Source organism: Salinivibrio sp. SS2, from assembly GCF_001722075.1.
In the GTDB taxonomy this organism is placed as follows: Bacteria; Pseudomonadota; Gammaproteobacteria; order Enterobacterales; family Vibrionaceae; genus Salinivibrio; species Salinivibrio proteolyticus.
The window spans coordinates 73,998-95,991 of the sequence record NZ_MEBP01000062.1; the positions used below are offsets into that span (position 1 = coordinate 73,998).

The following is a 21,994-nucleotide window of genomic DNA, read 5'->3' on the forward strand; positions in this document are numbered from 1 at the left end:
GTTGTTGCGGTCTTTGCCTTTCGTTATTCTATGACGATATTTCTCTTTCAGGTTTTACCTTTCTCACAGAATCTCGGAAGCCATCGATGCAAGAACAATATAGCCCGCAAGATATTGAACAAAAAGTTCAAGCCCATTGGGACGAAAATAAAACCTTTGTGGTTCATGAAGACCCTAACAAAGAAAAATTTTATTGTCTTTCTATGTTCCCGTACCCCAGTGGTCGTTTGCACATGGGACATGTGCGCAACTACACCATCGGTGACGTCATTTCACGCTACCAGCGCCTGCAAGGTAAAAACGTGATGCAGCCTATCGGTTGGGACGCCTTTGGCCTACCCGCTGAGGGCGCAGCGATTAAAAACAAAACCGCACCGGCACCTTGGACCTACGAAAACATTGATTACATGAAAGGCCAGCTGAAAATGCTGGGCTTTGGTTACGATTGGAATCGTGAAGTCGCCACCTGTAGTCCAGATTACTACCGCTGGGAACAAGAGTTCTTCACCAAGCTTTACAACAAAGGGTTGGTATACAAGAAAACCTCGTCGGTAAACTGGTGTCCGAATGACCAAACCGTTTTGGCCAATGAGCAGGTGCACGAAGGCTGCTGCTGGCGTTGTGACACACCGGTTGAGCAAAAAGAAATCCCGCAGTGGTTTATTAAAATCACCGACTATGCAGAAGAACTGTTGCAAGACATCGATAAATTGGATGGTTGGCCAGAAATGGTTAAAACCATGCAACGCAACTGGATTGGCCGCTCTGAAGGGGTTGAACTGACCTTTGAAGTAGAAGGCGATCACCCTGCACTGGATGTGTACACCACGCGTCCTGATACCCTGATGGGCGTCACCTATGTGGGCATTGCCGCTGGTCACCCACTCGCGGATGCCGCTGCCAAACAAAATCCAGCGTTGGCTGAATTTGTACAAGAGTGCCGTAACACCAAGGTTGCTGAAGCCGAGCTTGCAACCATGGAGAAAAAAGGCATGGCAACCGGCTTGTACGCGACACACCCTCTAAACGGTCGTCGTGTGCCTATCTTTGTCGCCAACTTTGTCTTGATGGACTACGGCACAGGCGCCGTCATGGCCGTGCCAGCACACGACCAGCGCGACTTTGAGTTCGCCAGCAAATACGGCCTCGATATTGAACCGGTGATCCTTGACGAAAATGGCCAAGCACCAGATCTGTCCGAGCAAGCGCATACCGAGAAAGGCAAACTGTTTAACTCTGGCGAATTTGATGGCCTAGACTTTGATGCCGCTTTTAATGCGATTGCCGACAAGCTTGAATCGCTGGGTAAAGGCAAGAAAACCGTTAACTTCCGCCTGCGTGACTGGGGCGTTTCTCGTCAGCGCTACTGGGGTGCACCTATCCCAATGCTGAACACAGAAGACGGTGAAGTGGTGCCTGTCCCTCGCGAGGAACTGCCTGTCATCTTGCCAGAAGACGTGGTTATGGACGGCGTGCAAAGCCCGATCAAAGCCGATAAGCAATGGGCGCAAACCCAGTATCAAGGCAAGCCTGCACTGCGTGAAACCGACACCTTTGATACCTTTATGGAGTCATCTTGGTATTACGCGCGCTATTGTTCGCCACAAGCAGACCAAATGCTCGACCCAGCAGCCGCGAACTACTGGCTGCCGGTGGACCAGTACATTGGCGGAATTGAACATGCGTGTATGCACCTGCTTTACTCACGCTTCTTCCATAAACTGCTCCGTGACGACAACATGGTCGACAGTGACGAGCCGTTTAAGCAGCTACTTTGCCAAGGCATGGTGCTTGCCGACGCCTTCTACTACAACGACGATAAAGGCGTGCGTGTTTGGGTCTCGCCAACCGATGTGACCGTCGAACGCGACAGCAAAGGCAAGATCATCAAAGCTATCGACAATGAAGGACGCGAAGTCGTGCACACTGGCATGACCAAGATGTCAAAGTCGAAGAACAATGGTATCGACCCACAATTGATGGTCGAAAAATATGGTGCCGACACCGTACGCTTGTTCATGATGTTTGCCGCGCCAGCAGAAATGACCCTTGAGTGGCAAGAGTCAGGCGTCGAAGGCTCTCACCGCTTCTTGCGTCGCGTATGGAAATTGGTTTACGAGCACAGCGCAAAAGGTGCCGTCGCAGCACTCGATGCTAGCGCCCTGAACAATGAGCAGAAAGCACTGCGCCGTGACGTTCACAAAACCATTGCTAAGGTGAGTGACGACATGGGTCGTCGTCAGACGTTCAACACTGCGATTGCTGCGATTATGGAGCTGATGAACCGTTTGGTGAAAGCACCACAAGAGAGCGAGCAAGACCGAGCCGTGCTGGATGAAGCGCTGAAAGCGATTGTTGTGATGCTCTACCCAATCACCCCACACATCAGCTTTACGCTGTGGGAAGCGCTGGGTGAACAGCACATTGATGACGCACAATGGCCACAGGCTGACCAAGACGCCATGGTTGAAGATGAAAAGCTCATCATCGTCCAAGTTAACGGAAAACTGCGTGCCAAAATCACCGTTGCCGCTGACGCCGAAAAAGATGCGGTCGAAGCACAAGCGATGGCTGATGAAAATGTGGTTAAGTTTACTGACGGGAAAACCGTGCGCAAAGTCATCTATGTACCAGGTAAACTGGTTAACATTGTTGCTAACTAAACAAGGAGCAGTAGCGTGACCCTGTTTAAACCTGTGTTTCGCTTCCTGCTTGTTGCGGTGGTCGCTTTGACCACCGCCTCTTGCGGGTTTGCCTTACGTGACAGCTACAACTTACCGGACGAGGTCACGCAAGTGTCGTTAACCAGCGTCGACCCCTACGGTGAGCTCACACGCCAGCTGCGCAATCAACTCAATCAACATAAGGTTGAACTGGTTGCACCAGCCAATACAGTGACCAATATTCACCTGCTTGGCGAAAGCAATAGCGAACAAACCCTATCGCTTTACCAAAACAGCCGTGTCGCAGAGAAAGAGTTCCGCTACGTCGCTCGCTACCGGGTGACTGTGCCGCAAAAAGGCAGTTATACTTTTTCAACCACGCTAAGTCGTAATTTCCTCGATAACCCACTGACTGCATTGGCTAAATCGGTCGAGCAAGACAAGCTGGTTGCGGAGATGCGGACCGAAGCAACACGCCAAATCATGCGTCAACTCTCTCAGCTTAAAGGTGATATTGCCGAGTTTGAGCGCCGTGAGGCTGAACAAGCAGCGTTGGAACAGCTTGAACAAGGTGAGCGTCCAACCAAGCCAGAAATCATTATTGAAACGCGTCAGACTGAGACTGATACCGCGCAATGATGAGAACCTATCCAGAACAATTGGCGCAGCAGCTCAAGCAGCCACTGCGCCAAACCTATCTCGTGTTTGGCTCTGATCCTCTGCTTAAACTCGAATCACGCGATGCAATTTGTCGCTCCGCTCGAGAGCAAGGGTTTGAAGAGCATCATCGCTTTATCATTGATGCTCAGCTCAATTGGCAGGAGGTGATTGATTGTTGCCAAGCGCTGAGTTTGTTTTCTTCACGCCAGATTATCGAAATCACCTGCCCAGAAAACGGCCTTAACACCACACAAGCCAAGCAATTGGCTGATATCGCGCAATGGCTTAATCCTGATATTTTATTGCTGGTGCAAGGCGAGCGTTTAAATAAAAAGCAAGAATCTGCCAAGTGGTTCACCGCCTTATCTCAGCACGGGCTCTATGTGGTGTGTAACACACCCGATGCCCGCCAGCTGCCGCGTTTTATCGAGCAGCGCTGTCAAGGGCTGGGGCTTAAACCGGATCAACCGGCATTGCAGTTATTAGCGCAATGGCATGAAGGCAACTTACTGGCGTTGGTGCAAAGCCTGCACATACTGCAGTTGCTCTATCCGGACGGCGCCTTAACGCTCCCTCGCATTGAAAGCGCCCTGTCGCGCCATCATCACTTTAGGCCTTTCCAACTTACCGATGCGTTATTAGAAGGAAAAGCGCAGCGCGCGCAGCGTATTTTGGAGCAGCTCTATGCAGAAGGAAACGAGCCTACCTTATTGCTACGATTGATCCAAAAAGAGCTCAAGCAGCTTTATGTGATTCATGAGCAAGGCCAACAAGGGCGACCATTAAACAAAATATTCGACCAACTGCGGATCTGGCAAACACGCCGACCCATGATGATTGCCGCGCTGAATCGCTTAACGCGACCGCGTCTGACTCAGCTTTTGCGGCAACTGGCTCAGCTCGAAATCGGTCTAAAAACCGATTACAGCCGCGATCCTTGGCCTGAATTGCACTATTTTTGCGCACTCATGTGCCAAACGCCTGAACCTCAGCCGCGCTAATGTGTCCAAATGGCAAGTGAGTGATATACTCGCTTGCCAGTAATCCAAACGGTAACCATAGAGGTCTCTTTTGCAAGCTACCGAGTTACAACAGTTTGTGGCCGATAAGGTCGATGATATGAAAGCCAGTGACATTGTGACACTGGATGTCCGTGACAAATCTTCCATTACCGATTTTATGGTGCTGTGCACCGGTAACTCCCGTCGCCATGTCGCTTCAATTGCAGAGCATGTGCGTGACGAAGCCCAAGCTATCAATATCGGCGCGATGGGCATGGAAGGCCAAGACGACAGCGAGTGGGTCGTAGTCGATTTGGGCGATGTGATGGTGCATGTAATGCAAGAAGAACAGCGCCAGCTCTATCAACTGGAAAAGCTCTGGAACTAATTGATGAAGATTCAGTTGATTGCCGTCGGCAATAAAATGCCGAAATGGGTTGAGCAAGGCTTTGCCGAGTACCAGCGCCGTTTTCCCAAAGATATGCCGTTAGAGCTGATTGAGATCCCCGCGGGAAAACGGGGCAAAAACGCCGACATTGCCCGCATTCTGCAAAAAGAAGGCGAAGCTATGTTAGCCGCGGTCAACCGCGGTAGCCGTATCGTGACACTCGACATTCCCGGTAAACCATGGGATACCCCGCAATTGGCTGAACAGTTAGAGAAATGGAAGCTTGACGCTCGTGACGTGGCGATCTTAATTGGCGGGCCAGAAGGATTGGCACCAGAATGTAAGGCCGCTGCGGAACAAAGTTGGTCTTTATCGCCACTGACACTGCCCCATCCGCTGGTACGTATTGTCATGGCTGAGAGCCTTTATCGCGCGTGGAGCTTAACGACTAACCACCCTTACCATCGAGAATAATCACGGATGAAGCGCCAACGAAGTCAAATTCGCGACCATAGCGCCGAAGCGGCGCTGTTTGTCCGCCGAGCGATTGTCTGCTTCGTCGGGATTATTGCCTTAGTCGGGATCTTGCTGACCAACCTCTATCACATTCAGGTGGTTGAGCACCAAGATTATCAAACGCGATCAAATGATAACCGCATTAAAGTGGTGCCTGTCGCGCCCAACCGCGGTCTTATCTATGATCGCAACGGCAAATTGCTCGCAGAAAACCGTCCGGTATATCATCTCGAAATCACCCCTGAGCAAGTCGATGATATGCCCGCCACCTTGGCGCGCTTACAGTCATTACTGTCGCTGTCTGACAGTGATATCGACAACTTCCAAAAAGAACGCAGACGTTCGCGTCGCTTTAACGCGGCACCGCTAAAGACCCAGTTAACCGATAAAGAGGTCGCCATCTTTTCCGCCCACCAGCACCAGTTTTCTGGGGTGGAAATCAAGGCGTATCTAAAACGCCACTACCCTTACGGCGATGCGCTAACCCATGTGCTCGGTTACGTTGCAAAAATCAACGACCATGATATTGCCAAACTGCGTCAAAAAGATGTGCTTAATAACTATCGCGCGACGCGTGACATCGGCAAACTCGGCATAGAAAAATATTACGAGCCCGTGTTGCATGGTAAAGCGGGCTATCAAGAAGTCGAGGTGAATAGCCGAGGCCGAATCATCCGCACCCTAAAATATGTGCCACCCGTGCCGGGTAAGGATTTGATCCTCAATCTCGATATTGATTTACAGCTTTATATTCGTGGCATCCTAGGTGATCGCCGTGGCGCTGTAGTTGTGCTCGATCCGAAAACATCTGGCGTTTTAGCCATGGTATCGACCCCCAGCTATGACCCGAACCTTTTTGTTCACGGGATTTCCAGCACCCAATACAGTGCCCTGCTCAATGACAAAGATCGGCCATTGGTTAACCGTGCAACATTAGGCATCTATCCACCGGCGTCGACGGTAAAGCCCTTTATTGCCGTCGCCGCACTGGAAGAAGGGGTTATTACCACCAAGACGACCCGCAACGACCCCGGTTATTGGCGGATCCCCAACTCTAACACTCGCCCTTTCCGTGACTGGCGTCCATGGGGACATGGCCGTGTAAATATCGTCCAATCGATTGAAGAGTCGGTGGATACCTTCTTTTACCAAATCGCCTATGACATGGGTATTGATAAACTTTCGTCTTGGATGGAGAAATTTGGTTTTGGTCAATACACAGGTATAGATATCCAAGAAGAAAGCAGCGCCAATATGCCTAACCGAGAGTGGAAAATGAGCCGCCACCGCCAACCTTGGTACAAAGGTGACACCATCCCTGTCGGTATTGGTCAGGGCTATTGGACCGCAACCCCAATGCAAATGGTCAAGGCACTGACCGTGGTATTAAACCGCGGCGAAGTCAGAGCGCCTAAATTATTGATGCTATCGCGCGATGAACAAGGCATGCATAAACCGACGCCTGAACCTTACCCACCGATAAAAGGGGTGAGCGATAAATATTGGGACGTCGCCCTTGAAGGGATGCGATTGGTTAATCACGGTCGTAAAGGCACCGCAAGACGCTCGTTCCGCACCGCAAAGTATGTCTCTGGCGGGAAGTCCGGTACCGCGCAAGTGTTCGGCCTGGGCGAAGATGAAGAGTACAACGCCGACGAGATTGCAGAGCACTTACGCGATCATGCGCTGTTTATGGGATTTGCTCCCTTTGAACATCCCAAGGTGGCAGTTTCTATGGTATTAGAAAACGCCGGAGGCGGGTCAAGCAACGGTGCACCCATTGCCCGTCGTATTTTTGATCATATCTTGATTGAAAAAGACGCTGCAGAGAATAAAGAGGCAAAACAATGAGTTCCTTAGCCCAAGTAAGCAGTAAGCGCTCATTATTCGAACGCTTGCACCTCGACTTGCCCTTGCTCATTGGCATTCTATTACTGATGGGCTTTGGTCTTGTGGTTATGTACAGCGCCAGTGGCCAAAGTATGGCGATGATGGAGCGTCAAGCGGTTCGGATGCTGCTAGCCCTGTCGGTGATGTTTGCGCTGGCGCAAGTGCCCCCGCGTCATTATGAGTTTTGGTCGCCGTATTTATATGTGATTGGCGTGGCCCTATTGGCGGCGGTCTTATTGGTGGGGGAGACGGCAAAAGGAGCCCAGCGTTGGCTTGACCTTGGCGTGGTCACCTTTCAGCCTTCCGAGATAATCAAACTTGCGGTGCCGCTCATGCTGGCCCGTTTTATCGGCAAGGATCCGCTCCCGCCGAAGTTTACGACCTTGCTGATCGCGCTCTTTTTGTTGTTTATGCCCACCATTATGATCGCGAAGCAACCCGACTTAGGCACCTCTATTCTTATTGCCGCGTCAGGCGTCTTCGTACTCTTTCTCGCTGGGATCAGTTGGAAGCTGATTACCGCCGCTGTCGTTGCTATCGCAGGGTTTATTCCTGTGCTGTGGTTTTTCTTAATGCACGACTATCAGCGCACCCGCGTGCTCACGCTCTTTAATCCAGAGTCTGACCCATTGGGGGCGGGCTATCATATTATTCAGTCTAAAATTGCAATTGGTTCCGGCGGGCTGGCCGGAAAAGGCTGGTTGCATGGCACACAATCGCAGCTCGAATTTCTCCCTGAGCGCCATACCGACTTTATCTTTGCGGTCATTGCCGAAGAATGGGGATTAATTGGTGTTTGCGCCCTGCTCGCCTTATACCTGTTTTTGATCGGTCGTGGGCTCATGTTGGCTAGCCGTGCCCAAACTGCATTCGGCCGTATGATGGCCGGTAGTATCGTACTCAGCTTTTTTGTTTATGTTTTTGTCAATATTGGTATGGTCAGCGGCATTTTGCCTGTGGTTGGGGTACCCTTACCTCTGATCAGCTATGGCGGTACCTCTATGGTGACCTTGATGGCTGGTTTTGGCATTCTCATGTCCATTCATACTCATCGAAAAATGCTATCTAGGGCTTAATAAACATGCGAGCGATTGTAATTCTTTTCGCCATGCTCCTGAGCGCGTGCAGTACGCAACAGGGCCGATATCAAATGGCTGACGACCAAGCACCCGAACGCCTTCCTGAGCAGGTGCACACTGATGATGCCCAGCCAAGGTATGAGCCTTATAGCTTAGCTGGCAACAAAGACTACACCTTAAATGGTCAACGCTACGAAATACTCCGTGAACCTCGCGGTTACCAAGAGGCGGGTATTGCCTCTTGGTACGGCCAAAAATTCCACGGCCATAAAACCTCTAATGGCGAAGTGTATGACATGTACTCCATGTCTGCGGCGCACAAAACCTTGCCTTTGCCGAGCTACGTCGAAGTCACCAATCAAAATAACGGTAAGAAAGCGATTGTACGCGTCAACGATCGCGGCCCTTTCCATAACGAACGCCTGATTGATCTCAGCTATGCGGCTGCAAAAAAGCTCGGTGTTTTGCAAACAGGTACCGCACCAGTCGCACTTCGTTTAATCTCTCCAGAGAAACCCGCGCAAGATGAGTGGCATTCGGCCCGCCATCATGCGTACTATGTCCAGTTGCTTGCATTGTCCGATGGCTTAAAAGCCAGCCAAAGTGCGGAACAATTAGCGAAAGCACACGGTCTACCTACCCACATTGCTCGCCGCGACCAAGTGTATCGTGTGCGTTTTGGTCCGTTTTACGACCGTGGCCAAGCTCAGCAAGCGATGCAAGTCGCTAAACAGCATCAACTGCCGGGCGCTTTTATCGTCACCGAAGCACTTGTTAATGACGACACATCTGTCACAAGTGCTAAAACAAACAATCAGTGAGTTAAAGGAATCGAGCCTGTCTCTCTGTGCCCAATTTGGTATAGTGAGCTTACAGTATCGACATCGATAACCGACAAAAGTACTAAAAATGATGAAAAAATCCGTTTCCCGCATGCGTACATTGCTATCTGCTGCGCTTTTCGTATCAGTGACGGCCCAAGCTGCGCCCGCTGTTGTACCCGATGCTCCACAAATTGCCGCCAAGGGCTACGTGCTTATGGACTACCACTCCGGTGAAGTCCTTGCCGAAAATAATGCCTACAAACGCCTTAACCCGGCCAGCCTCACCAAGATGATGACCAGTTATGTGATTGGCCAAGAGGTTGAGCGCGGTAACATCTCCATGGATGATGACGTGGTGATCAGCGAAAATGCGTGGGCGAAAAACTTCCCAGGTTCATCCAAGATGTTCATCGAAGTCGGGACCTCGGTGAAAGCAGCCGACCTTAACCGAGGCATTATCATTCAATCAGGCAACGATGCCTGTGTCGCGATGGCGGAGCATGTCGCGGGCTCTGAAGATGCTTTTGTGGATCTAATGAACCGTTGGGGTGAAACACTGGGCATGGACAGCACGCATTTCTCGAATGTGCATGGCCTCGACTCTAAAGATCTTTACACTACCCCTTATGACATGGCGTTACTGGCGCAGGCGCTGATCCGTGATGTGCCAGCGGAATACCGCATTTACAAAGAGAAAGCGTTTACCTACAACGGGATTACCCAATACAACCGCAATGGCCTATTGTGGGACAAGAGCCTTAACGTTGACGGTATCAAGACGGGCCATACCGATGGTGCCGGCTATAACTTGGTGAGCTCAGCCACTGAAGGCGAGATGCGTTTGATTGCTGTCGTGATGGGCACCAAAAGTGCTAACGCACGTAAAGCTGAGAGTAAAAAGCTATTGAACTATGGCTTCCGTTTCTTCGAAACCGTCGCACCACACAAAGCAAATGAAACCTTTGTGACTGAAAAAGTGTGGATGGGTGATACCGATGAAGTGTCACTCGGGGTGACCGAAGATACCTACGTCACACTTCCTCGCGGCAAAGCACAAGATCTAAAAGCGAGCTTCGTGCTGGAAAAAACCCTTGAAGCACCGATCAGCAAAGGGGATGTAGTAGGCAAGCTGTTCTATCAAGTGGATGGCGAAGATGTTGCCGAATACCCTCTGGTTGCGTTGAACGACGTCGAAAAAGGTGGATTATTCAGCCGGTTAATTGATTACATTGTTATGATGTTTCAAAACTTACTGGGCTAAGCCGCTTTCCATTTAGTCCCATTCCCGCCCACCAACTTGGTGGGCGGCTTGTTTTCTGTCCCAGAGCAGATTAGTATTTCGCGTTAATCGTGATCCATCGCACATAGGTATGCCGTTCTCGGCCTGCCCATTGGGAGTTAACATGCAAGAGCAACCAAAACTAAAAGACTTGCTGGAGTTTCCTTGTCAGTTTACTTACAAGGTTATGGGCCATGCTAAGCCTGAACTGCCGGACCTTGTTCTAGGTGTGATCCAGCAGCATGCGCCAGGCGACTACAGCCCAAAGGTGAAACCTAGCGCAAAAGGTAACTATCACTCGGTATCGGTGACCATTACTGCCACCTCTATTGAGCAAGTAGAAACCTTGTATAAAGAACTTGGCGAGATCGAAATCGTTCGTATGGTTCTTTAATCAGAATACCCACACGGCTGGCGGCTTTTAATCACGCCGCCAACCTCTATAATACCCCCACAGATAACAATATGGGTAATCGGTTTGCAGCACCAACTAGTTGTTAGATATCTGGGCCGCCGACCTTATCCGCAAACCTGGCAGCAGATGCGTGACTTCACGGATAGCCGTGATGCACATACTTGTGACGAAGTCTGGTTGGTCGAACATGATCCCGTCTTCACCCAAGGTCAAGCGGGTAAACCGGAACACGTTTTGGTCCCTGGAGACATCCCCGTCGTACAATCAGATCGAGGGGGACAAGTGACCTATCACGGTCCCGGTCAGTTAGTCGTTTACTTTTTAATTGATTTAAAACGTAAAAAAGTCGGCGTTCGAGAACTGGTTAGCCATATTGAAAATCTCGTTGTCGCTACCCTCGCCCATTATGGCGTAACCGCCTACGCGCGTCCCGATGCGCCCGGTGTGTATGTGGATAGCGCAAAAATCTGTTCCCTTGGGCTCCGTATTCGTCGCGGGTGCTCATTCCATGGACTGGCACTCAACATCAATATGGATTTATCTCCATTTCAACGCATTAACCCCTGTGGGTATGCGGGGATGGCGATGACGCAACTGAGTGATCAGGTTGAAGGCGCAACCCTAACAGACGTCCAACCTGTGCTAGTAGACACTTTAACTCAACAACTGGGATATACTCAGGTTGAGGTTACAACGGAAAGCAGCGATTTATGAGCAAACCGATTCAGATGGAACGCGGCGTTAAGTACCGCGATGCCGAAAAGATGGCGCTTATCCCGGTCAAAAATATGCCGACCGAGCAAAAAGAAGTGCTGCGCAAGCCTGATTGGATGAAGATCAAGCTCCCTGCCGAAACCTCTCGCATCAAAGAAATTAAAGATGCGATGCGCAAAAACAACCTTCACTCTGTGTGTGAAGAGGCCTCCTGTCCAAACTTGGCAGAGTGCTTTAGCCACGGTACCGCCACTTTCATGATTTTGGGTGCGATTTGTACCCGTCGTTGCCCATTTTGCGACGTCGCCCATGGCCGTCCAGTTGCCCCTGATGCGGACGAACCCAAGCATCTGGCGCAAACTATTAAAGACATGAAGCTTCGTTATGTCGTGATCACCTCAGTTGACCGCGATGACCTTCGCGATGGCGGGGCACAGCATTTTGCCGACTGTACCCGTGAGATCCGTGCGCTCAACCCTGAGATCAAAATCGAAACCTTGGTACCTGACTTCCGAGGTCGAATGGATCGCGCTCTAGATATCCTGCGTGACAATCCACCGGATGTGTTTAACCATAACTTAGAAACAGCGCCTCGCTTGTATCGTAAAGCGCGCCCCGGTGCCAACTATCAGTGGTCACTGGATCTGCTGAAAAAGTTCAAAGACATGCACCCAGATGTTCCTACTAAGTCTGGACTCATGATGGGCTTGGGCGAAACCAAGGAAGAGATCATTGAGGTTCTGAAAGACCTACGTGCCCACGGTGTCACTATGCTGACATTAGGTCAATACCTTGCGCCAAGCCGCCATCACCTTCCGGTTGAACGTTATGTGCCGCCCGAAGAGTTTGATGAGCTCAAAGCTATCGCGCTGGATCTTGGCTTTACCCATGCTGCATGTGGTCCCTTTGTCCGCTCTTCATACCATGCGGATTTGCAAGCCAAAGGCGTCGAGATTAAATAAGTCTCTATGCTGAGAATACAAAAAAGCCGCGCTCGCGCGGCTTTTTTTACGTTTTGCAAATAACTTGCGTTTGTATGCTTAGGTTATTGACGCGTCAGGTAATCTGCTTTTCCGACCCACTTGTACGTGGTCAGCTCTTCGAGTCCCATCGGGCCGCGCGCATGCAGCTTTTGCGTTGAAACGGCCACTTCCGCGCCTAAACCAAACTGGGCACCGTCAGTAAAACGGGTTGAAGCATTGACATAGACAGCAGCCGAGCCCGCACCATTGATAAAGGCTTCAGCAGCATCAATATCATTGGTCAGAATCGTATCTGAATGGCTCGCATTGTGTTCGCGCATATGACCGAGCGCGTCGTGCACATCGTCAACCACAGCAACACCGAGCGTTGGGCCCAACCATTCAGTATCAAAGTCTCCCTCAGCGGCTTCACGAAGCTGTGCGACACCGTCAAGGTAGGGCAAAGCACTATTCGCTGCGACAATCTTCAGTTTCTGTGCGTTAAGCGCTGGGATCAGGCGTGTAAACAACTGTGCCGCGACTTGCTTGTGCACCAATAGCGTATCCAAAGCGTTACAAGCGGATGGACGATCCGTCTTCGCATTAATGATCACATCCGGAGCGCGTTCAAGATCGGCACTTTGGTCCACATATAAATGGCTGATCCCAAAACCACCAATAATCACCGGAATCGTGCTGTTTTGCTTACACATTTTATGCAAACTAGCACCGCCGCGCGGAATAATCATATCCACGTACTCGTCCATGGTCAGCAGCTCTGCGACCAATTCTCGGTCAGGCTTGTCGATGTATTGCACCGCTGATTGCGGTAGTTCAGCCTTGCTCAGTGCAGATTGAATCACAGTGACCAATACTTGGTTGGTCGCAAAGGTTTCTTTACCACCACGTAAAATACTGGCATTGCCCGTTTTTAGACACAGTGCGGCAATATCGATGGTGACGTTAGGGCGCGCTTCATAAATCACACCGACAACACCCAGTGGCTCACGGCGCTTCGATAACGAAAGGCCATTTTCGAGCACTTTATGGTCAAATTCTTGCCCAACCGGATCGGGCAACGACACCACATTACGCACATCTGCAGCAATCGCCGATAAACGTGCTGGCGTGAGTGCTAAGCGGTCGATCAACGATTCGCTCATACCCGCCGCGCGTGCGGCTTCTAAGTCCGTTTGGTTAGCCGCTAAAATACTCGCTTGTTGCGCCTCTAATTCGTCCGCAATGAAGATCAGCGCGCGATTTTTTTTCGTGGTGGAAGTTGTCGCGAGTTGGTAAGCCGCCTCTTTGGCCGCTTTCCCCATCATTTGTAAACTCATGTTGTGTGCATCTCTTTTATTGATCGCCAATAACGACAAGGTCGTCTCGGTGTATGGCTACCGGTCCATACTCATAGCCTAAAATATCTGCGATTTGTTGGCTATGTGCACCTGCAATACGGCGAAGATCGGCCGCGGAATAACGGCAAATACCGCGCGCAAGGCATTGCCCCTCTACAGAGTAAATACGTGCGACTTCGCCACGCGCAAAGTCACCTTTGACGCGTACGATGCCTTTACTCAGCAAGCTGCTACCTTTTTGCGTCACTGCCGTCACCGCACCGGTATCAATGGTAATATCTCCCGCAGGAGGTGGTCCGGCTAATATCCAGCGTTTACGGCTCTCTAATGGGCTTTCTAACGGCAAGAATCGAGTGCCTGCGCTGTTACCGGCGACCACGTTTTGGATCACTTCAGGCTTGCTGCCAGCGGCAATCGTGACTTCTATGCCCGCACGTCGCCCAATATCTGCAGCCTGCAGTTTCGTTGCCATGCCACCGGTGCCAAGACCTGTAACACTGCCTCCCGCTAATTTGCGTAAGGTTTCATCAATCGTATGGACTTCCCGAATAAGTTCGGCATCGGGTTGCGTTCTCGGATCTGCCGTAAAGAGTCCGGGTTGGTCAGTAAGCAGCAATAATTTATCTGCGTTAGCTAAAATTGCCACCAGCGCAGAGAGGTTGTCGTTATCACCGACTTTGATCTCAGATGTCGCCACCGCATCATTTTCATTCACAATGGGAATGATGCCGTTGTCGAGTAAAGCATGGAGCATGTCTCGCGCATTGAGAAAACGCTCGCGGTGATCCAAATCAGCGCGGGTCAGCAGCATCTGTCCGACTTGAAAACCATAAAGACTGAAAAGATGCTCCCAGGTTTGAATTAAACGGCACTGCCCGACGGCTGCGAGCATCTGCTTATTGGCGACCGTGTCAGCCAATACCGGATAATCAAGGTGCTCTCGCCCAGCAGCAATCGCTCCCGAAGAGACAATGATCACTTGATGGCCTTGTTGGCGCAGGCGCGCGCACTGACGAACCAACTCAACCATGTGGGCTTGGTCAAGGCGTTGCGAACCGCCAGTCAGCACACTGGTGCCTAATTTTACAACGATGGTTTGAGAAGAGACGGTGGCTGCAATGTCACCGTCTCTAAGCGCGTCTTGAACTGTCATGATTGCCTGATTGACTAAAAGATAGATGTCTCTTTTATCAATCCCATGCCCATTTAACAAGGACTGAAATCAGGCAAATCACGTTTTAGTTAGAAAGGGCGAGTTCAGGCTCGGTCAGTTTTTGACTTGGGGAAAGGGAGAGCGATAGTTCATCGACCACCAATTGGCATAATTTGGTGTAGAAACTATCAAGGGTTTTCTCAACCTCAGCGCGCTGTTTGGCAGGGACAGCTTTTGCTAACCATTCCCCGTGCTCGTCATAGAGGCCATAACCGTAGTGATAACGGAACCCATCGTCTTCTGGGGTAAGCACTAGCCACCAGCCCCAGAATTCGCGCGCGTCGGGCTCCTTTTTCGCATCGACGCAGACAGACAAGCTATCAAAAAAATAGCTTTGTTCATCAGATTGCCCATCACGAAAATAAGGGCCCAGCGCAGTAAAACGTGTTTTTAACCGTCCATGAGAAAGCGGGAGCGTTTGGGTCATGGTGTCCTCCAGTGGCACTCTATCTACCTAAGCTCAAGGTATATCATGACGTTATCAATCAGGTGAACGCCAATCCCCCGCTTTCCGCACTCGATCACACCTTCGCCAGCTTAGTTACAAAATATTGGCAAACCAAGAGACGGTCTCACACAACGCACGATGATAGCCATCATGCAAAGGCGTATTCGGCAATATCACCGCTTTACCACCACGACTATAGGTCGCAATCAGTTTATTGTCGGATTCTGGACAAACCGGATCATCTTTTAAGCTCAAGGCTAAAATGGGCACATCGGTGCGCCGTCCGGTGAGTAAGCCTTGGTTTTTGAGTGACCAGGCCTGCAAGCGTGTCCGAAGCGTGTCGATAGGAATATGGCGACCGAGCCGCGACCCTAGTGTATCGAGGTACATGGGCGGCATTTTCTTCATCATTTGTGCATTGGTTAATAGCGAATGCACGATGCCTCCCAGCGCCGCACTGGCTTTGACTCTATGTGGTTCAAGAAAGGCTAACCGAACCGCTGGATTGGCGCCAAACCGGATCCCCATGGTGCCCACGCGGTGGTGATCCACCCAAGGTACCTCCGCCAGTTTATCTAACATGGCACGATGTAAGCGGCTGGTATCTTCATTGAGATGCCAATGACTGCTGTGCCCCACTGAGGGCATATCTAAGGTCAATACTGCGATATCTGCGGGAGCAAAGTAATCGACGAATACCCGCCATAAATCGGTTTGCAAACTGTCTAAGCTGCCACTGAGAATAACCACCGGCAGAGTCGCATCGGTTCTTGGCAGATACAGGTAACCTTTTAGCGATTTGCCATCGAGCGTTGTTTCTACGGTTTTAACCGTGAAGGGAAGCTTATCCATGGCATGCTCAAAGGCTTTGTAGGCCAGCGTTTCCGATTGCAAAGCGAGCGTATCGCCTTTGAGGTGAGGATACGCCGCGATACCGAAATAGGTACAGGCTTGCAGCCATTGCTGACTCGCTGCTTGATGCTCCCCTTTGTCTGCCAGCGCTTGGGCGCGCTTTTGGTGCTGCATGCCCACTGCTGTCCACTCGTAGTTCCAATTTCCCGAGCGGTAGCCTTCTACCGTATCCAGCAGACTGTCAACGGAGCGTGAATTATCCGAATGAGCAATACGGGCAAAAATGGCTTCCATCTCTACCGGATCCACTCCTTGCCACGTCCATTGTCCACGACGCCGCATTCGATACCAGCTGCGCTCACTATCTCCATCAAACGCCGAATAACTCGCTTGATCGATTTGCTGGATAGCGCCAAACAATGTCGACGTTTCTTTGGCATGTCTGTGTTTGGCAAACAGCTTGACCGACAAATTTTGAGATTCGCTTTCCGACACGTTCACTCCCGAGCGTTCAGTTTATGACGCTCCTAGTGTAAACCATACTCACAGCAAGGCCATGATTTTCAGTCAATCGCGTCCCTAGAAACCAAAAAACGCCGCAACTATGTGCGACGTTTTGTTGACAGCAGATTATCAATAACCTTGCTGGCTATTATTTGGCAATCGGATCCACATAGCTCACCGCCATATCCCACGGCTGCTCAATCCATGTGTCTTGCGCAATATCGACGATATAATCGTCAACAAGATGCTTACCCGCCGGTTTGGCGCTTACAGTCACAAAGCGTGCTTTAGGATAGAGTTGGCGCACCATTTCTGCGGTTCCGCCTGTATCAACCAAGTCGTCCACCACAATAAAGCCTTCACCATCCCCCGGTGCTTGTTTCACGACACGCATATCGCGCTGATGATCATGATCGTAGCTCGAGATACACACCGTATCGACATAGCGAATGCCTAGCTCACGGGCCAGAATGGCGGCAGGCACCAAGCCACCGCGACTCACAGCAATAATTCCCTGCCACTGGTCAGCGGGTAGCAGCCTCTCCGCCAATTGGCGTGTGTACATCTGCATGTTGTCCCAGGTGATGATGAACTTGTTACTCATGATGAAAACCTCGTGGCGTTTCTCGCCTTGTTATAACGTCAATGTGGGCGGCTGTTTTACACCAAGAAAACGAACTTGAGTAAGAACAATCCAGCCAAGATCCAGATACTGACAGGGACCTCACGCCCTTTGCCCGCAAAGGTTTTTACGGCACAAAACGCAATAAAGCCAAGGCCAATCCCGCTCGCAATCGAGTAAGTGAGCGGCATCAGCAAGCACACCACGACCACCGGTGCGGCTTCGGTCAAATCTCGCCAGTTAATCCCTACAAGACCTGACATCATCAAAATCGCAACATAAAAGAGAGCGCCAGCTGTTGCATACGCTGGGACCATACCTGCGAGCGGCGCAAAAAATAGCGCAAGCAAGAATAAGATCCCCACAACGACAGCAGTGAGTCCTGTACGGCCACCCGCTGCTACCCCTGACACACTTTCAATATATGAGGTTGTATTCGACGTGCCTAAAAGCGCCCCGACCGATGTCGCGGTACTGTCTGCCAGTAATGCACGATTTAAACGCGGCAGTTTACCATCTTTGTCCAAAAGTTCCGCGCGCTGTGCCACACCCACTAAGGTTCCTGCGGTATCAAAGAGGTCAACAAACAAAAATGCGAACACGATAGACACCAGACCAACTTCAAGGGCTCCGGCAAAATCAAGCTGCATAAAGGTCGGCGCGAGGCTTGGTGGCGCAGACATCACACCGTGATAAGGGACATCCCCCGCGACAATACCAATCACAGTGACCACTAAAATCGCAATCATGACCGCCCCTTTTAGGCCACGATGCACCAAACCAATAGTGAGGAAAAAGCCGAGTGCTGCCATCGCCGGGGCAAATGCCGTCACATCACCCAGTGCGACAAGGGTTGCCGGGTGATCCACGACGATCCCCGCATTTTGCAGTGCGATGAGCGCTAAGAACAAGCCGATACCCGCCGAGATACCGGTACGCAGTGACATAGGAATCGAGTTGATAATCCACTCACGAATTTTCAACACACTGAGTAGAATAAAACACAAGCCCGAAATAAACACCGCAGCCAGCGCAACCTGCCACGAGTGGCCCATTTGCAGCACCACTGTGTAGGTGAAGAAAGCGTTCAGGCCCATACCCGGCGCTTGAGCGACCGGATAGTTGGCGACAATTCCCATCACAAAACAGCCGACGGCAGCAGCCAAACAGGTGGCAACAAATACGGCGCCCTTGTCCATTCCTGCTTCAGCCAAAATAGATGGGTTCACGAAAATGATGTAGGCCATGGTGAGGAAGGTGGTCACACCGGCAATAACTTCGGTGCGAAGATCCGTGCCATGATCGCTGAGTTTAAATAAACGCTCTAACATCGTTGGTATCCCGAATAAAAGGTGGCGCATCATAAGATGCAAAAGGAAAACGTTTGCGTGTCAAAAATTGGCGCAAATCTTACCGATCGATGAAGGAAATTTCCAGCACGAAACCGCATGAATTGATCGGAATGTCATGGCTCTCGTGATGGTTGCCAACAAGATTGTCTATCATGACTGGCTTATCAGGCACCTGACATACCACCCATAAAAAAAACGCCACAACATTGTGTGGCGCCAGAACTAAAGCGTTTGCTTCTGGATCAGAAATGTCTCTGTAAGAGCGGGGGAATCGTAAAACTTACTTGCGGTACCCGAACGGCGCCGGATACGTAAATCCTTTGGTATACACTGACTGTTGGTTCCAGTAGTAGTTAGATACCATACCTTCCATCGTTTTTACCTCTCTCAAGTTTAAACCTAATGTTGTTCACATTTTGTCTCGGTTCCTTGGAGGCGAATACTCGGGTTCACTCCATGAACAGTCGATAACCTGTGTTATCAGTGTCTAGATAATAGCCCACACGTAATTATATTACAAGCTATAGAGTGACCAGAGTCACAAAAAGTTCATATTTGGTAGTTTTATTACGCCCACCACGCCTAGATATCCGGCATGCACTCTGTTTTTCCTTCCCTTGATCCTGCGACTGTCACCACCTAGTCGACAGTGGTATGCTTGGTAAAGTCCATCTATTTCAGTAAGGCCTACTGTTTAAAAGGCCAACAATAAAATAAAATGGAGTCTACCGTGTCTGAGATCAGCCAATTATCACCCCAGCCTGTTTGGGCTTTTTTTGACCAGATTTGTGCTATTCCACATCCCTCTTACCACGAAGCACAATTGGCAGCATTCATTGTCGATTGGGCGAAAGGCCGAGGTTTAGAGGTTCGCCAAGATCCCACTGGCAATATTTTTATCCGCAAACCGGCGACGCCGGGAATGGAAAACCGCAAAGGTGTAGTACTACAAGCCCACCTTGATATGGTGCCGCAGAAAAACGAGCACACCGAGCACGACTTTACCACCGATCCGATTCGCCCTTATATCGATGGCGAGTGGGTCACGGCGGATGGCACGACATTAGGCGCCGATAACGGTATTGGAATGGCCTCCTGCCTTGCCGTCTTAGCGGCTGATGACATTGAACATGGTCCGCTCGAAGTGTTGCTCACCACCAACGAAGAAGCTGGGATGGACGGTGCATTTGGCCTAGAAGCAGGCTGGCTTGAAGGAGAAGTGTTACTGAACACAGACTCCGAACAAGAAGGAGAAATCTACATGGGCTGTGCGGGCGGCGTCGATGCTAGCATGCACTTTCCGGTCGAGCGTCATCCCATCGGCGACAATTTTGCGCGTTTTACCGTCGGTATAAAAGGCCTAAAAGGCGGCCACTCTGGGGTGGATATTCACACGGGTCGCGCCAATGCCAATAAGCTACTTGCACGCATGCTCAGCCATCACCTCAGTGAGGTTGATGTCAGTCTGATTGCATTGCGAGGCGGCACATTGCGTAACGCCATCCCGCGCGAAGCCTTTGCAGATATTGCCGTGCCAGTCGAGCAAAAAGACGCATTAGCCGCGGCGATAGATAACTACGCCCAGTTGCTTCACGATGAGTTGGGACGCTTGGAGGAGAACGTCACTGTTGTACTCGATGCGTCTGACAATCAAGCCGACCCATTGACCCGTGCCGTACAATCTCGGCTACTCGCAGCCTTAAACGCGGCGCCAAACGGTGTTATACGGATGAGCGATGATGTTCCGGGTGTGGTAGAAACCTCACTGAACTTAGGCGTTATCCAAACCGATGAGCATACTATTACGGGATTGTTTTTGATCCGCTCATTGATCGATTCAGGGCGAGAAATGGTGCAAGGCATGCTGCGCTCACTGGCCGGTTTAGCAAACGTGACCGTCGAGTTTTCCGGCGCATACCCGGGGTGGAAGCCTGATCCTGACTCTGAAATCATGCATATTTTCCGCGATACCTATGAAGCTATCTATCAGCGTAAGCCTGATATCATGGTGATCCACGCGGGATTAGAATGCGGTCTATTTAAAAAACCTTATCCGGATATGGATATGATCTCGTTTGGTCCAACGATTAAGTTCCCTCACTCACCTGATGAGAAAGTGAACATTGAAAGTGTGGGTCACTATTGGCAACAAATGCGCGCTATCTTAAAAGCGATTCCTGAAAAGCACGCTTAAGCGAGTAAACTTAGCTGGGGGTCATTGTCGTCCCCCAGCCCTACCGACAAACCAATCAGCCGCACCGCTCTACCCTCGCCTCGATAAAACGCTTCATGCAACAAGGTATCAAATAGCCCTCGTTCTAACCGCTCACAGCGGTGTGCAACCGTCGTGGTTTGAAAGTCGTTGAATTTGAGTTTGACCCCTTGGCGACAAATCCGCCCATTCGCATCGGCTTTTTCGAGTCGCCGTTGGAGCTCTTCGTATAAAGTGTCTAGCCACTGTAAACAATCATTCAGCGCTGCAAGATCTTGCGATAAAGTGCGCTCTACGCCAACGGATTTACGTATCCGCTCCACTTGCACTGGACGTCGATCAATACCGTGTGCTCGCTGCCATAGTACCTGCCCAAATTTACCAAACCGCTGGATCAGTTCACCATGATCGCTACACTGCACATCTCTACAGGTAAACAAATTCAGTTCATGAAGCTTGGTTAAGGTGACACGTCCTACGCCCGGAATGCATTGCAAAGGGAGCTCAGCCACAAAGGTGTCGACCTCGTCAGGGGTGATCACGCATAAGCCATCCGGTTTGTTGATATCTGAGGCGACTTTGGCGAGAAACTTGATTGGCGCGACGCCTGCCGACGCGGTTAATGATAGCTCGTCGCGAATAGTGTGACGGATCGCTTCTGCAATGCGGGTTGCCGAGCCTTGATGACTGTCGCAATCTGTAACATCTAAGTAAGCCTCATCAAGAGAGAGGGGCTCAATAATATCGGTATAACGATGAAAAATAGCATGAAGCTGCTGAGAAACGGCGCGGTACTTGGCCATATTGCCACGCATAACCGTCAGACCGGGACATAGTTTAAGTGCTTGAGCCGTCGCCATCGCGGAACGGATCCCAAAGCGACGCGCGGGATAATTGCAGGTTGCAATCACCCCTCGCCCATCAGGTGACCCGCCAATCGCAAGAGGCACCTGTTGTAAGGCAGGGTTATCACGCATCTCCACTGCCGCATAGAAACAATCCATGTCGATATGGATGATTTTCTTCATGACAATCCTGCATG

General features: G+C 50.6%; 20 protein-coding genes. 13 read left to right on the forward strand and 7 right to left on the reverse strand.

Annotated elements, in window-relative coordinates; translation table 11 throughout:
* The first annotated feature begins 86 nt into the window (after positions 1 to 86).
* The 12 genes from leuS (at position 87) to lipA (ending at position 12,391) form a co-directional block, all read left to right on the forward strand.
* The gene (leuS, locus tag BGK46_RS04765; RefSeq protein ID WP_069587419.1) at positions 87 to 2,663 is read left to right on the forward strand and encodes a leucine--tRNA ligase; all 2,577 of its coding nucleotides are present in this window, start codon (positions 87 to 89) and stop codon (positions 2,661 to 2,663) included.
* A gap of 15 nt (positions 2,664 to 2,678) precedes the next feature.
* Positions 2,679 to 3,302: an LPS assembly lipoprotein LptE gene (gene lptE, locus BGK46_RS04770; RefSeq protein WP_069587420.1), complete on the forward strand. Its 624-nt coding sequence runs from the start codon at positions 2,679 to 2,681 to the stop codon at positions 3,300 to 3,302.
* Positions 3,302 to 4,324, forward strand: coding sequence for a DNA polymerase III subunit delta (holA, locus tag BGK46_RS04775; RefSeq protein WP_069587483.1), 1,023 nt, complete (start codon positions 3,302 to 3,304; stop codon positions 4,322 to 4,324). Before lptE ends, holA begins: the two co-directional genes overlap by 1 nt.
* Before the next feature lie 70 nt (positions 4,325 to 4,394).
* Positions 4,395 to 4,712 (forward strand): ribosome silencing factor, encoded by a 318-nt coding sequence (gene rsfS, locus BGK46_RS04780; RefSeq protein WP_069587421.1) that lies wholly within the window; start codon positions 4,395 to 4,397, stop codon positions 4,710 to 4,712.
* A gap of 3 nt (positions 4,713 to 4,715) precedes the next feature.
* Positions 4,716 to 5,186 carry a 23S rRNA (pseudouridine(1915)-N(3))-methyltransferase RlmH gene (gene rlmH, locus BGK46_RS04785; protein WP_069587422.1) on the forward strand — a complete coding sequence of 157 codons (471 nt, stop codon included), beginning with the start codon at positions 4,716 to 4,718 and terminating at the stop codon, positions 5,184 to 5,186.
* A 6-nt stretch (positions 5,187 to 5,192) separates the two neighbouring features.
* Positions 5,193 to 7,079, forward strand: coding sequence for a penicillin-binding protein 2 (gene mrdA, locus BGK46_RS04790; protein ID WP_069587423.1), 1,887 nt, complete (start codon positions 5,193 to 5,195; stop codon positions 7,077 to 7,079).
* Positions 7,076 to 8,194, forward strand: a complete 1,119-nt coding sequence (rodA, locus tag BGK46_RS04795) for a rod shape-determining protein RodA (protein ID WP_069587424.1) — start codon at positions 7,076 to 7,078, stop codon at positions 8,192 to 8,194. Before mrdA ends, rodA begins: the two co-directional genes overlap by 4 nt.
* A 5-nt stretch (positions 8,195 to 8,199) precedes the next feature.
* On the forward strand, positions 8,200 to 9,018 hold the full coding sequence (locus BGK46_RS04800) for a septal ring lytic transglycosylase RlpA family protein (RefSeq protein ID WP_069587425.1): 819 nt from the start codon (positions 8,200 to 8,202) through the stop codon (positions 9,016 to 9,018).
* A 91-nt stretch (positions 9,019 to 9,109) separates the two neighbouring features.
* On the forward strand, positions 9,110 to 10,282 hold the full coding sequence (locus BGK46_RS04805) for a serine hydrolase (protein WP_069587484.1): 1,173 nt from the start codon (positions 9,110 to 9,112) through the stop codon (positions 10,280 to 10,282).
* A 142-nt stretch (positions 10,283 to 10,424) separates the two neighbouring features.
* Positions 10,425 to 10,694 carry a DUF493 family protein YbeD gene (ybeD, locus tag BGK46_RS04810; RefSeq protein ID WP_069587426.1) on the forward strand — a complete coding sequence of 90 codons (270 nt, stop codon included), beginning with the start codon at positions 10,425 to 10,427 and terminating at the stop codon, positions 10,692 to 10,694.
* Positions 10,695 to 10,778: 84 nt separating this feature from the next.
* On the forward strand, positions 10,779 to 11,429 hold the full coding sequence (gene lipB / locus BGK46_RS04815; protein WP_069587427.1) for a lipoyl(octanoyl) transferase LipB: 651 nt from the start codon (positions 10,779 to 10,781) through the stop codon (positions 11,427 to 11,429).
* Positions 11,426 to 12,391, forward strand: a complete 966-nt coding sequence (gene lipA / locus BGK46_RS04820) for a lipoyl synthase (protein WP_069587428.1) — start codon at positions 11,426 to 11,428, stop codon at positions 12,389 to 12,391. Before lipB ends, lipA begins: the two co-directional genes overlap by 4 nt.
* Positions 12,392 to 12,474: 83 nt before the next feature.
* Here lipA and BGK46_RS04825 read toward each other — a convergent pair whose 3' ends face one another.
* The 6 genes from BGK46_RS04825 to BGK46_RS04850 all read right to left on the reverse strand — a co-directional run bounded on the left by BGK46_RS04825 (position 12,475) and on the right by BGK46_RS04850 (position 18,719).
* Positions 12,475 to 13,728, reverse strand: coding sequence for a glutamate-5-semialdehyde dehydrogenase (locus BGK46_RS04825; RefSeq protein ID WP_069587429.1), 1,254 nt, complete (start codon positions 13,726 to 13,728; stop codon positions 12,475 to 12,477).
* Positions 13,729 to 13,744: 16 nt separating this feature from the next.
* The gene (gene proB, locus BGK46_RS04830) at positions 13,745 to 14,902 is read right to left on the reverse strand and encodes a glutamate 5-kinase (protein WP_069587430.1); all 1,158 of its coding nucleotides are present in this window, start codon (positions 14,900 to 14,902) and stop codon (positions 13,745 to 13,747) included.
* A gap of 85 nt (positions 14,903 to 14,987) precedes the next feature.
* The gene (gene crl, locus BGK46_RS04835; RefSeq protein ID WP_069587431.1) at positions 14,988 to 15,389 is read right to left on the reverse strand and encodes a sigma factor-binding protein Crl; all 402 of its coding nucleotides are present in this window, start codon (positions 15,387 to 15,389) and stop codon (positions 14,988 to 14,990) included.
* A 114-nt stretch (positions 15,390 to 15,503) separates the two neighbouring features.
* The gene (frsA, locus tag BGK46_RS04840; RefSeq protein WP_069587485.1) at positions 15,504 to 16,757 is read right to left on the reverse strand and encodes an esterase FrsA; all 1,254 of its coding nucleotides are present in this window, start codon (positions 16,755 to 16,757) and stop codon (positions 15,504 to 15,506) included.
* Positions 16,758 to 16,914: 157 nt separating this feature from the next.
* Positions 16,915 to 17,370, reverse strand: coding sequence for a xanthine phosphoribosyltransferase (gene gpt / locus BGK46_RS04845; protein WP_069587432.1), 456 nt, complete (start codon positions 17,368 to 17,370; stop codon positions 16,915 to 16,917).
* Between the two features lie 56 nt (positions 17,371 to 17,426).
* Positions 17,427 to 18,719, reverse strand: a complete 1,293-nt coding sequence (locus BGK46_RS04850) for an NCS2 family permease (RefSeq protein WP_069587433.1) — start codon at positions 18,717 to 18,719, stop codon at positions 17,427 to 17,429.
* A 739-nt stretch (positions 18,720 to 19,458) separates the two neighbouring features.
* Between BGK46_RS04850 and BGK46_RS04855 the strand changes: the two genes are divergently transcribed.
* Positions 19,459 to 20,934: an aminoacyl-histidine dipeptidase gene (locus BGK46_RS04855; RefSeq protein WP_069587434.1), complete on the forward strand. Its 1,476-nt coding sequence runs from the start codon at positions 19,459 to 19,461 to the stop codon at positions 20,932 to 20,934.
* On the opposite strand, the gene dinB is transcribed toward BGK46_RS04855, so the two are convergent.
* A complete protein-coding gene (gene dinB / locus BGK46_RS04860; protein ID WP_069587435.1) occupies positions 20,931 to 21,980 on the reverse strand; it encodes a DNA polymerase IV in 1,050 nt (349 codons plus the stop codon). The genes BGK46_RS04855 and dinB overlap by 4 nt on opposite strands.
* Positions 21,981 to 21,994: the final 14 nt, after the last annotated feature.